Source organism: Alteromonas sp. NFXS44, from assembly GCF_040148705.1.
Classification (GTDB): Bacteria; Pseudomonadota; Gammaproteobacteria; order Enterobacterales; family Alteromonadaceae; genus Alteromonas.
Window position 1 is genome coordinate 824,751 of the sequence record NZ_JAGDEA010000005.1, and the last position, 12,625, is coordinate 837,375.

Sequence of the window (12,625 nt, forward strand, 5' to 3'; positions counted from 1 at the left end):
TACGTTAATATTGAAACGGCAAGCCTTTGCGGGCTTGCCGTTTTTTCGTTGTTTAATGCAGGATTAACATGACCCGTTCCGTTCAGTCTCGTCTAAATGAAGCCAAAAAAGCCCTGATGCAGTCTCAGTTCACGCAGGCAGTGTCGTTATGCAAAGAATGTTTGTCGGGACATGACAATACCCTGACAGACCGTGAATGCCTGTATCTGATAGCTGTGGCTTTACGAATGGCAAAAGAGCCGGCGCAGGCCCTTCCTGTACTGGACAGATTACTGAAAGCTTTTCCGGATTATGGCCGGGGATATCAGGAGCAGGGGTATTGTTTTAAAGCGCTGCAGAAAGGCCGGGAGATGGCCAATGCGTTTTACCGTGCTACACGATTTAATCCGGCTCTGCTGACTGCCTGGCGGGAGCTGGAACAGGTATACCGCCAGACCGGTAACACCGACGCACTGGCGCTGGCAGGACAACATATTCAGTCTTTATCGTCACTGCCAAAACCACTGTTGGGGGCCATGGATTTACTCCATGAAGGGCAGTTACAAAAAGCAGAACAAATTTGCAGGGACTTTCTGAAACAACATAAACATCATCCCGATGCCATGATGTTACTTGCGGAAGCCGGCATGCAACTGAAGGTCTATCATGATGCAGAATTCCTGCTGGAAAGTTGTGCAGAACTGTATCCGGATAATGAAGCTGCAGCGACTGCGTATCAAAGTGTGCTGGGTAAGCTGGGTAAGTTTCCCCGTGCGGCGGAATTTGCCCGCGGGCGCCTGGCACGTCAGCCGGATAATTTTCAGGCAGCCGTAGCGCTTGCCCATGCTCTCACCGGCACCGGAGAAGTAGATGAGGCACTGACTTTATACCGCACACTGCTTGATAAAAACAGCAGGCGACCGGCGTTATGGGTACAGTATGGCCATGCGCTGAAGGCCGCAGGCGACGCCGCTGCCGCTGTGGCCGCCTACGAAAAAGCAGCAGAGATAGCGCCTGATTTTGGTGATGCTTACTGGAGCCTGGCGAATACTAAAACGTATAGCTTTCCACCTTCTCTGACTGACAGGATGAAAGCGGCAGCAGAGAATGAAAATACTGCGCTGGACGATAAAATCCATCTGTATTTTGCGCTGGGTAAAGCCAGTGAAGACGGTAAAGCGTTTGATGATGCTTTCCTTTATTACGACAACGGTAACCGGCTGAAGCGCCAGACACTCCGTTTCGATATTTCCCGTACTGAACAGGCGATGGCGTCACAGCAGTCCGCCTGCAATGCGGCTTTGTTTGAGCACGCAAAAGGCTGTGATGCTCCTGATCCGATTTTCATCGTGGGCTTACCCCGTGCAGGTTCTACACTACTGGAACAAATTCTGGCCTCTCACTCTATGGTCGACGGTACGATGGAACTGCATGATATTCTGGGGATCGCATCAGGGCTCAGCCATCAGGCGGTGCCTTATCCGCAAAACTTGTCATCCCTCACAGATGAGCAATGCAAAAAGCTGGGAGAGCAGTATATTGCTCAAACCCGTGCATACCGCCGTGGTGCCCCATTTTTTATTGATAAGATGCCCAACAATTTTATTCATACCGGACTTATCAAAAGCATTCTGCCCAATGCTAAAATCATTGATGCCAGACGGGATGCTGTGGCTTGCTGTTTCAGCGGGTTTAAGCAGCTTTTCGGCGAAGGACAGGAGTTCAGCTATTCACTGAATGACATCGGACGTTATTACAATGCTTACCGGAAGCTGATGGAGCACTGGCATGAAGTGTTGCCGGGACAAATCCTGACGGTGCAGCACGAAGATGTGATTGACGATCTTGAAGGGCAGGTCAGACGCATGCTGGACTATTGCGGATTACCTTTTGAAGAAGCCTGTTTGAACTTCCATGAAACGAAGCGCGTGATTAAAACGCCCAGCTCAGAGCAGGTAAGACAACCGATTTACCGTTCCGGCATGACGCAATGGAAAGGCTTTGAACCTTACCTTGCGCCACTGTTTTCGGTACTGGACGGGGAGTCTGAAGCTTAGTATTTCTTCCGTTGCAGTCCGGTTTCAGCCAGAATTTTCGCGGAAATTTCTTCTACGGAATAGCGGGTTGAATTTAAAAACGGAATGCGCTCGCGACGATAAAGGTTTTCTACTTCCCGAAGTTCCATACGACACTGCTGCAGTGACGCGTAGCGGCTGTTGGCCCTGCGCTCAGAACGGATCTGACTGAGCCTTTCCGGATGGATAGTAAGGCCGAACAGCTTCTGTTTATAACGGCGCAATGCAGGGGGCATCTTCAGCATGTCCCCCATGTCTTCCTCAGTGAAGGGATAATTAGCCGCTTTAATGCCGTACTGAAGCGCCAGATACAGACTGGTGGGTGTTTTACCGGAACGGGAAACACCCACTAATATAATGTCTGCTTCTTCGTAGTTTTTGATGTTGGAACCATCATCATTGGCCAGTGCATAGTTCACCGCTTCAATACGAATGTCATAGGTTTTTTCGTGAATACTGTGGGTACGGTGTTTTTCTGGTTTTGACGGTACACCGAGCACTTTTTCGACAGGCGCAACGAATTGATCGAGAAAATTATAATTAATACCCACTGAACGGGAGATAATTTTGCGCACATCGACATTCACAATTGTATAAAAAACGAGCGGCCTTTCTCCCGTATCTTGAAAACTTTCAGAAATTTTCTCCAGTACCTTATAGGCCTGTTCCTCGGTTTCAACGAAGGGAATCGTGGTGTGATTAAACTGTATAGGGAACAGAGACAGTAAGGCGTGGCCGAAGACCTCAGCAGTGATGGCAGTACCATCTGAAATGTAGTATGCGGTACGCAAAACAAATCCTTAACATTGTTGTAATTTTATTACGGAATACAGAAAGATTTTACTTTCGATTTTTCACCATTCTAAGATGAAACCGTCGAAAAGCCAGCATGCTATGAACAGGTTGGCACTAACCTCGGCGAATATCGCAAAGTTTCGTGATAAACATTTCGTAACACAGGTTGCGTAAATTAGCGGAACTGACAAGTTTAATAAAGCTGGAGGCTTTGGCCGTGCAAGAATACGTACTTTGGTACCAGGAATTGGGGATGCATGATGTAGGTCGCGTTGGCGGCAAGAATGCATCTTTAGGTGAAATGATTTCTAATTTGGCAAATGCAGGTGTGCAGGTGCCGGGCGGTTTTGCTACAACTGCAGATGCATTTAACGAGTTTCTTGAGCAAAGTGGTCTTGAAGCACGGATCCATGATGTACTGGATACCCTGGATGTTGACGATGTGACAGCACTGGCTGAAGCAGGTAAAAACATCCGTCAGTGGATCATCGACACGCCGTTCCAGCCCGCGCTGGAAACTGCAATTCAGGAAGCGTTTGCAACGTTACAGGGCGATGCCGGTGATGAGGCGTCGTTCGCAGTCCGCTCTTCCGCAACAGCAGAAGATATGCCTGATGCGTCTTTCGCAGGGCAGCAGGAAACTTTCCTGAACGTGAAAGGTTACGATGCGGTGCTGGTGGCCATCAAGCACGTATTTGCCTCACTGTTTAACGACCGTGCCATTTCCTATCGTGTTCACCAGGGCTACGACCATAAAGGGGTTGCACTGTCTGCCGGTGTACAACGCATGGTACGAAGCGACATCGCGTCTTCCGGTGTTATGTTCACCATTGATACAGAATCAGGCTTCGATGATGTGGTATTTGTTACCAGTTCATTTGGTCTTGGTGAAATGGTGGTGCAGGGTGCCGTTAACCCTGACGAATTCTATGTACACAAGCCAACGCTGGCCAATGGCAACCCGGCTATCCTGCGCCGTAATCTGGGCAGCAAGCTGACAAAAATGATTTATTCTGCAGATGAGTCTCATGGCAAGCAGGTATCTATTGTTGATATCGACAAAGCCGACAGTCTGCGCTTCTCTCTGACTGACGATGAAGTACAGGAACTGGCTAAGCAGGCTGTAATCATCGAAAAGCATTATCAGCGTCCTATGGACATTGAATGGGCTAAAGACGGTACGGACGACAAGTTGTACATTGTTCAGGCCCGTCCTGAAACGGTTCGCAGCCGCGAAGACAGTCAGACAATTGAACGTTTCCACCTCAAAGATAAGAGCAGCATCGTTTGTGAAGGCCGTGCTATCGGTCACAAGATTGGTGCCGGTGAAGCGAAAGTGCTTGGCTCAATTGAAGAGATGGACAAGATTCAGCCTGGTGATGTGCTGGTCACTGACATGACGGATCCTGACTGGGAACCCATCATGAAAAAAGCCTCTGCCATTGTGACTAACCGTGGTGGCCGTACTTGTCACGCCGCAATCATTGCCCGTGAATTAGGTATTCCGGCAGTGGTAGGGTGTGGAAATGCCACAGATTCTATCGCCACCGGCGACAAAATCACGGTTTCCTGTGCGGAAGGTGATACAGGTTACATCTACAGTTCTGAGCTGGAATTTGATGTGGTGACTTCACGCATTGATGCTATGCCGGATTTGTCACTGAAAGTGATGATGAACGTAGGTAACCCTGACCGTGCATTTGATTTCGCCCGCCTGCCAAGTGCCGGTGTGGGTCTGGCCCGCCTTGAATTCATTATTAACCGCATGATTGGTGTTCACCCTAAAGCTTTGCTGAATTTCGACAGCCAGCCTGAAGAGCTGAAAGAAGAAATCAGTGAAATGATTGCCGGTTACGAGTCACCCCGTGAATTCTACATCCAGAAACTGGTAGAAGGGATTGCCAGCATCGGTGCTGCATTCTCACCGAAGAAGGTGATTGTTCGTATGTCTGACTTCAAGTCGAACGAATACTTCAACCTGGTAGGTGGTTACCAGTACGAGCCGGATGAAGAAAACCCGATGCTGGGCTTCCGTGGTGCCAGCCGTTACATCTCAGATGATTTCCGCGATTGCTTTGCGCTGGAATGTGAAGCTATCAAGCGCGTTCGTAATGTGATGGGGCTGACCAACGTTGAAATTATGATCCCCTTCGTCCGTACACTGGAAGAAGGCCGTCAGGTTATCGAAATCCTGGCTGAAAATGGTCTTAAGCAGGGCGACAATGGTCTGCGGGTTATCATGATGTGTGAACTGCCGTCCAACGCATTGCTGGCCGACCAGTTCCTGGATATCTTCGACGGTTTCTCCATCGGCTCAAACGATATGACACAGCTTGCGCTGGGTCTTGACCGCGACTCAGGCTTAATTGCTCACCTGTTCGACGAGCGTGACCCTGCCGTAAAGGCGTTGCTCTCTATGGCAATCCGTGCGGCAAAAGCCCGTGGCAAATACGTAGGTATTTGTGGTCAGGGACCATCGGATCATGATGATTTCGCTGCATGGCTGGTGGAAGAAGGTATTGATTCTGTGTCACTGAACCCGGATACTGTGGTAGAAACCTGGTTATACCTGGCAGAAAATCACGGATAAGCTATAGTTAGCTTGTAGTTTAAAGAAAGCGGGCCCATCCCAACCAGCCCGCTCAGACACAAAAGCCGCTTAAAGCGGCTTTTTTATTGGCTGTTCTTCAGCGTGCTTTACGGGCCAGCTTGCGGGAAAGCAGGAAGGTATCGAGCTTGCGGGCACCCCGCTGCATGCTGCCCTGTACCACCTTAAGCCACACACGGGCCTTTGGTATGTCGTAGCTGAGTACAACCAGACCGGCCAGGATCAGCAGTGTTGAACCGGGAATAATGGTCAGTACAACGCCGGCAACGGCGAGCAGGGCACCAAGTGTAATTCGGATTGCTTTTATCATCATAAGTCCGGTTTTTCTCCAATGCTGACAGACTACTTTATTTATAGCAAAAACCAAGAGAATTGATGTAAGTAAGTGTAAACGCCCCTGCTGATAGCGATAGTGATAACTATCAAGCCGGGAATAATGACGAAAAATGGCGTTTGTGGTAGTTTACGAAACAGGAAAGCATTAAAAACACCATTAAAAAAGAAGTGAAGTATGACAGAGCAAACAACGCCGCAAATCACAGAACAACAACGTCAGCAGTGGCTGAATGAGCAATTTAAAAAAGCAACGAAATATCTGGCAGAGAACGGAGTCGTGGTATCCACCGTTGATGATGCAGCCAGCCGGTATCTTTATCCGTTGTGGGCAGTTCTGAAAGTGAAAGCGATGGACGGTGCAGCATTCTGGGTACTGAGTGGTGACTTACCGGTAGATTTTATCTCTGCAGGTAATGCAGCGAACGGTCGTGATGCATTACGCCACTTTGTTATGAGCTGGCAGCTAAAAGCAGAAAACATTCAGCGCTCGGGGATCACCGATCAGACTCAGCTACAGTTTGCAGCCATTATGCAAAACCGTGCAGAGCAACTGTATAAGTTTGTTGAGAAAGATGAAATTTGGGGTTCTGTCTGAGCTGCCAGATATTGAGTAAGACGGAGACTGTTAAGGTTTAAAGTCTCCGCTCAATGGCATTCCTGCACGTCCGGTAGCCTGAAACGGTTGATAGGGCAAAACATACGTTGACGGGGAATGCCCGCTTCCATGAATACCGGGCCTTCCGGTGTGTAACCTCTGGCTTTATGCTCATCCACACTGGCCAGATTACAAACCACTTTCACCTGATCCACTCTGGCTGTTTTGCCCAGTCTAATTAAAGAACGGAACAGAATTTTGTACACATCCAGCGTGCGGTAAGCATGCAGCACGGCGATCCGGCCAATTTCACCGTCTCTGGTAATTCTGCCGGTGGCAACCGGCTGATGATTTTCGTCTGAAACAAGGATGTGCAGGGCGTCAGGATCCCTGTCGTCGAATTCTGCCTGTCGCGGAATACGCCATTCCACAACAAATACCTGTTCGCGAAGTTCTGTAAGTCGATTTTTACCGCTCATCCAATCAACATTTTCGATTTGAAAACGCATGATTCAAGCTCTGAGTTGCCTGTACGCTGCGGGACTTTCTTCATGAAAAACGCAGCGAGCCAAAAGGACTAGTTCCTTAGTTCCCAGTAACCTTTATTGATCAGTATAGACAAAAGTTGAATCATCGCAATGTCATCTGCGTCAGCAACAGGCTGTTCCGGCGGATACGGCTGGCCTGCGAGAACGGGCAGTAATAACGGTTTTAATGAGGACGCAGCACTGAATCTTTCACCATTCACATAAAACGAAAATTCTTCATCTGCCTGATTTTCACTGTATACCGGCTTGCAGCCGGGCGCACGGAAAACAGCACATCCTGTTTCAACCGCTTCAGTGATTTCAGCAAGGGTATAGGGCTCTCCCGGCACGTTTTCCGGCAGGTGCTGAGCGCTCAAAATACTGAGCAATCCATCCTGACCCTGGTCAGATTGCAGGTAATCAATCATTAGCTGTTGTAAACCTGATAACGCATCATTGCTTACCATGGAGGGATGTTCCTGCGGCAACAGGTGCGGGTCGCTGTATCGTCGTGGTGTAACACCGGCTACTGACGGAGCTGCCGCAAGATGGTCTGCCAGTTGTTGCAGTAAATCGTTCTGGTCAGGTGCACGGAAGCCAATGGAATAAGTGAGGCAGTCTTCCAGTGCAGTACCTTCGTGGGCCCAGCCCGGAGGGATATAAAGAATATCACCGGGCTTTAGTACCACATCGATGTCGGGGTTAAAAGAGGCAACCTGCTGTAAATCTTTGTGCGGGCGGCACACTTCAGCATTGTCGGGAGGCGCAACGCGCCAGCGGCGGGAACCTTTACCCTGAATTAGAAAAACATCGTACTGATCGGTATGTGCACCCACGCCGGCCCCTTCTACGGCGAAACTTATCATTACGTCATCCATTCGCCAGTAGGGGATAAAGCTGAACAACGACATTAATTCGTCCACCTCATCACTGTAACGGTCTGTCGCCTGTACGAGCAACGACCATTTGCCGTTGCATACCTGGTCGAAATCTTCAAACGGGCCGTGGGCAACGTCCCACTTGTCACCGGTCCGGCTGACGATGCGGCTGTCGATGTCAGCTTCCATCGCCATGCCGGCGAGGTCATGTTCATCCAGGGGATCATCGAAATCAATAATGCCGCTGCGGATAACTAACGGGGCTTTTTGCCAGTAAGTGGCGAGAAACTGATCAGTTTTAAAATCAGTATTTAAGGTGTACATAAATAGTTAATCTTTTTGTAATCGCAATGAATGGGCAACCAGGTTGTCGCCGACGACAAAGCTGTTAGAGAATTCAAATTGAGAGGCTCCGGCATCGACGAGTTGTCCCCGGGTTCTGGCGCACACGGTGATTGTGCCCGGCTGACTGGCCTGTTCAAGCCTTGCTGCGCGGTTTACCGTTTTTCCCCAGATATCAAAATGGGGTTTATGGGCACCGATTATCCCGCCCGTGACAGAGCCGGTTGCGATTCCTATCCGGATATTACAGCCAAGGTCTTTTTCTTTTGCCAGTTCATGAAAGCTTTCTAAAATTACGCTGGCAAAGGTACACAGTGTCACCGCAGTATTCTCCTGAATATATTCAGGTACAGTAATGGTAGAGGGGATACCGGTAGCGGCCATGTATTCATCGCCGTTGGTTTTTACTTTTTCAATGCCCAGGCGCAGGGCGTGGGCATCGAACAGACGATAGAGATCGTCCAGAATCGCAACAATGCCAATGTCATCGTATTTTTCGCTGAGCTTTGTATAACCCTGAAGGTCTGCGAAAAGCACTGAGACATTGGTGATTTTTTCTGTGTGGCCTAAGGGCCAGTGTTTACTCTTATCGTCCGGCGCTGCCGGCAACATGCTCTTCAGCAAGGTTGTGTTGCGGCGTTCCGACAACAACAAGGCTTCCGCCTGCTTTTCAATTTTATCTCTGACCAGCCTGAGCATGACAAGCCCGCCGGAAACCAGAATGATGGCATTAGAGAGGCGAAGTGTGGCCCAGGTATGGGTTTCACTGAATACAATTACGCCTTCCACGATGATGTACAACAGGCCGTAAGTATATTCAGCGAAGCGGCGTTGTTGCTGTTCGCTGCGGGGAAAAATAAAGCCGCTGGTGATCATACCGACCAGCAGAAGCTGTTGTAATCCGGTGTCTTTTTCCCACATCAGTGATAAAAGCGTGATGAGGGTCATACAACTGGTGACAAAAATAAACCGTGCGCGATCTGCGGCATCCGGCTGATTACGGTAAGTCAGCGCAAGGGTGCTGCTGAACAGGAGTGCATGGGTGGCGATAAGCAACAGAATCGATACTGAATAGTCTTCAAGAATAAAAACAACAATCAGTGTATAGGCAGCCAGGCCGGCTAAAACCGCAAGTGATAATGTCCGTACCAGTGAAAGCATTGAAACACTGGTTTTGCTAGCATGTGAATTCACAAGTATCCTGAAAAGAAGAAGGGCTGCACAGCAGCCCTAATATTCATACCGGTGACTAAATAGTATACCGTGACATTTATTCCGGCAACTGATCAACAAGGCGAATTGCATCACCGATGTAGTTAGCAGGAGACAATGTTTTCAGTTCTGCTTTCACTGCATCAGGCAGAGCCAGACCGTCGATGAATTCAGCCATCACTTCTGCATTGACTTTCTTACCACGGGTCAGCTCTTTAAGCTTCTCGTATGGCTTTTCAATGCCGTAACGACGCATAACGGTTTGTACCGGCTCAGCCAGCAGTTCCCAGTTATTGTCCAGTTCTGCAAGCAGGCTGGCTTCGTTAACTTCCAGTTTGCTGATCCCCTTCAGGGTCGCCTGATAAGCAATAACCGCATAACCCACACCAACACCCAGATTACGCAGAACTGTAGAGTCAGTCAGGTCGCGCTGCCAGCGTGATACAGGCAGTTTGGCGGCCAGGTGGTCGAAAATTGCGTTTGCCAGACCCAGATTACCTTCTGAGTTTTCAAAGTCGATTGGGTTGACTTTGTGCGGCATGGTAGATGAACCGATCTCACCGGCAATGGTTTTTTGCTTGAAGTGACCGAGCGCAATGTAGCCCCAGACGTCACGGTCAAAATCCAGTACGATGGTGTTGAAACGGGCCACGGCATCAAACAGCTCAGCAATGTAATCGTGAGGTTCGATTTGTGTGGTGTACGGGTTCCATGTCAGGCCCAGGCTGGTAACAAATTTTTCTGACAGGGCGTGCCAGTCAGTATCTGCATACGCAGACAAGTGAGCATTATAGTTGCCCACTGCGCCGTTGATTTTACCCAGCAGGGTAACCGTTGCAATCTGGTCGCGCTGACGGCGTAAACGCATGGCAACGTTCGCCATTTCTTTACCCATAGTCGTAGGCGATGCAGGCTGGCCGTGAGTACGGGCCATCATCGGAATGGTTTTGTATTCCTTCGCTAAACGGGTAAGCTCACTGATTAGCTTATCACAGTAAGGCAGAAGCACGGTATCACGGGCTTCGGTCAACATCAGGCCGTGTGACAGGTTGTTGATGTCTTCTGAGGTACACGCAAAGTGAATGAATTCACTGATAGCGTTTAATTCGCTGTTGCCTTCTACTTTTTCTTTTAAGAAGTATTCAACCGCTTTTACATCGTGATTCGTTGTACGCTCAATCTCTTTAATGCGCATTGCATCATCAACAGAAAAAGAAGCAACAATGTCGTTCAGCTGTGCGTGAGATTCATCGCTAAAAGAAGGGACTTCAGTAATTGAAGCCTGTTCAGACAGCATTTGTAACCATCTTACTTCTACCTGAACACGGTATTTCAATAAGCCGTATTCACTGAAAATGCTGCGCAGCTCTGCACTTTTACTTGCATAGCGGCCATCGACAGGGGAAATTGCGGTTAACTGAGTCAGTTCCACCTTTAGCTCCTAAACTAATTGATTAATCTCAGTGCAAGGGTTGCACTGTGTAAAATTTGTTTGCGGTTAAAGAGTATCTGGCGGCGCCGGCCGCCCATTTGCCGCCACATGACGGCAGCACGCACACCCGCTAGCAGCAGGGCACGGACCCGCTGCTGATTAAGGGGACGGCTTAAATGTTCTGTATTGCCGGCTACCTGAATTTTCGGTGCCAGCGGGCTGATAATATCACTGTAAATACTGGCCAGGGAGGCAATGATCTGACTGTTGTCAAAATCTACGTGTGCCAGCTGTCGCTGAACGTGGGAAATACGCTGGCTCAATTCATTCAGGGCTGCCGGTTTGGCGCTGAGTTTTCTTTCCAGACCAAGCAGGCTGGCAACATAACGGGTGAGTTCGGCATCTTTATGGCTGCTGCGGCCGGAGAGCTGGGAGACTATGCTCTGATAACCCATCTTTAAATTGCTTAACTGCCCGAAAACATGTTGTGGTGATTCGGGGTCGGTTACCAGGATACTCGACAGGCTGGCCTCGCAGGCTTCGGTATCCACTGTGCCTGCGCGTGCGACTTTTTGTACCAGTGCTGCGGCCTGACAAACGCCTGCCAGCGCAATATGTTGCTCTATTTTAGGATCCAGCATCACCGTATGTAACTCTCAATGATTCCGCCACCCAGACAGACTTCTTCCTGATAAAACACCGCAGACTGGCCGGGCGTCACGGCTTTTTGCGGCTCATCGAAGAGCACTTCTATCAAATCATCATTGAGCGGACGGATAGTGCAGGGGATGTCTGTCTGACGGTAACGGGTTTTAACGACGGCACGCACCGTTTCAGTTACAGGGGTTCTGTCTACCCAGTGCAGTTGCCGGGCGATCAGTCCTTTGGAATACAGCCGGGGGTGATCAGCACCCTGACCGACGATGAGCACATTACGTTCAACGTCTTTGTCTACCACGTACCACGGATCGTCACCATGGGCCGCCAGACCACCAATGTGTAAACCTTTTCTCTGACCCAGTGTGTGATACATCAGGCCTTCGTGTTCGCCGATAACTTCGCCTTCAGCGGTTTCGATAACACCCGGCTGTGCGGGAAGGTACTTAGACAGGAAGTCTTTGAATTTACGCTCACCGATGAAACAAATGCCGGTGGAGTCTTTTTTGTCAGCCGTTACCAGTCCCTGTTCTTCAGCGATTTCACGGACACGGGGCTTTTCCAGTTCGCCAACAGGGAACAACGTTTTAGCGACATGTTCTTCGCCCAGCGTATAAAGGAAATAACTCTGATCTTTATTACCATCCAGGCCACGTAACATTTGCCAGTGACCGTCTTTCTCACGGCGGCGAACATAGTGGCCGGTAGCAATGTAATCTGCACCTAAGTCTTCAGCTGCAAATTCCAGGAAGGCTTTAAATTTAATTTCTTTATTACACATGATGTCCGGGTTGGGCGTTCTGCCGGCTTTGTACTCTTCCAGAAAGTACTCAAATACATTATCCCAGTACTCAGCGGCGAAATTGATCGTGTGTAATTCAATGCCCAGTTTATCAGCCACGGCCTGTGCATCAGCTAAATCTTCTGCAGCTGCACAATATTCGTCGTTGTCATCTTCTTCCCAGTTTTTCATGAAAAGTCCTTCTACCTGATAACCCTGCTGCTGCAAGAGATACGCAGAAACAGAAGAATCTACACCGCCGGACATACCGACAATGACTTTTTGAGATGCAGGTGAAGGTGTTGAATTTGATGACATATTGACTCTTCGTGGATTTCCAATTTATCTGGCTGACTCAGGGTCGCGGATTCTACCAGAATTATCTGGCTATGGCACGGCAGTAACCCG

At 49.2% G+C, this 12,625-nt stretch carries 11 protein-coding genes; 3 read left to right on the top strand and 8 right to left on the bottom strand.

What is annotated here, in order from left to right:
• Nucleotides 1–68: 68 nt before the first annotated feature.
• On the top strand, nucleotides 69–2,036 hold the full coding sequence (locus J3369_RS08925) for a tetratricopeptide repeat-containing sulfotransferase family protein (RefSeq protein WP_349585896.1): 1,968 nt from the start codon (nucleotides 69–71) through the stop codon (nucleotides 2,034–2,036).
• Here the strand turns inward: J3369_RS08925 and ppsR are convergent.
• Complete coding sequence (gene ppsR / locus J3369_RS08930; protein ID WP_119501065.1) at nucleotides 2,033–2,845, bottom strand: posphoenolpyruvate synthetase regulatory kinase/phosphorylase PpsR; 813 nt, start codon at nucleotides 2,843–2,845, stop codon at nucleotides 2,033–2,035. The two genes, J3369_RS08925 and ppsR, sit on opposite strands and share 4 nt — an antisense overlap.
• 221 nt (nucleotides 2,846–3,066) lie before the next feature.
• Here ppsR and ppsA point away from each other — a divergent pair, with 221 nt between their 5' ends.
• Nucleotides 3,067–5,439: a phosphoenolpyruvate synthase gene (gene ppsA, locus J3369_RS08935; RefSeq protein WP_349585899.1), complete on the top strand. Its 2,373-nt coding sequence runs from the start codon at nucleotides 3,067–3,069 to the stop codon at nucleotides 5,437–5,439.
• 97 nt (nucleotides 5,440–5,536) lie between these two features.
• Here the strand turns inward: ppsA and J3369_RS08940 are convergent, their stop codons facing one another.
• Entirely contained in the window at nucleotides 5,537–5,767 is a 231-nt protein-coding gene (locus J3369_RS08940) for a PGPGW domain-containing protein (protein ID WP_502877424.1), read from the bottom strand.
• Between the two features lie 201 nt (nucleotides 5,768–5,968).
• Here J3369_RS08940 and J3369_RS08945 point away from each other — a divergent pair, with 201 nt between their 5' ends.
• Nucleotides 5,969–6,388, top strand: coding sequence for a DUF4826 family protein (locus J3369_RS08945; protein ID WP_119501067.1), 420 nt, complete (start codon nucleotides 5,969–5,971; stop codon nucleotides 6,386–6,388).
• Nucleotides 6,389–6,438: 50 nt separating this feature from the next.
• On the opposite strand, the gene J3369_RS08950 is transcribed toward J3369_RS08945, so the two are convergent.
• The 6 genes from J3369_RS08950 to mnmA form a co-directional block, all read right to left on the bottom strand.
• Nucleotides 6,439–6,897 carry a GNAT family N-acetyltransferase gene (locus J3369_RS08950; RefSeq protein WP_349585901.1) on the bottom strand — a complete coding sequence of 153 codons (459 nt, stop codon included), beginning with the start codon at nucleotides 6,895–6,897 and terminating at the stop codon, nucleotides 6,439–6,441.
• 68 nt (nucleotides 6,898–6,965) lie between these two features.
• Complete coding sequence (locus J3369_RS08955; protein ID WP_303574290.1) at nucleotides 6,966–8,117, bottom strand: cupin domain-containing protein; 1,152 nt, start codon at nucleotides 8,115–8,117, stop codon at nucleotides 6,966–6,968.
• A gap of 6 nt (nucleotides 8,118–8,123) precedes the next feature.
• Nucleotides 8,124–9,329, bottom strand: coding sequence for an adenylate/guanylate cyclase domain-containing protein (locus tag J3369_RS08960; protein ID WP_303574289.1), 1,206 nt, complete (start codon nucleotides 9,327–9,329; stop codon nucleotides 8,124–8,126).
• 76 nt (nucleotides 9,330–9,405) lie between these two features.
• Entirely contained in the window at nucleotides 9,406–10,779 is a 1,374-nt protein-coding gene (gene purB, locus J3369_RS08965) for an adenylosuccinate lyase (RefSeq protein ID WP_349585903.1), read from the bottom strand.
• Between the two features lie 14 nt (nucleotides 10,780–10,793).
• The gene (gene hflD, locus J3369_RS08970) at nucleotides 10,794–11,420 is read right to left on the bottom strand and encodes a high frequency lysogenization protein HflD (protein WP_119501072.1); all 627 of its coding nucleotides are present in this window, start codon (nucleotides 11,418–11,420) and stop codon (nucleotides 10,794–10,796) included.
• Nucleotides 11,420–12,535 (bottom strand): tRNA 2-thiouridine(34) synthase MnmA, encoded by a 1,116-nt coding sequence (gene mnmA, locus J3369_RS08975; protein WP_303574287.1) that lies wholly within the window; start codon nucleotides 12,533–12,535, stop codon nucleotides 11,420–11,422. Before mnmA ends, hflD begins: the two co-directional genes overlap by 1 nt.
• Between the last annotated feature and the right edge of the window lie 90 nt (nucleotides 12,536–12,625).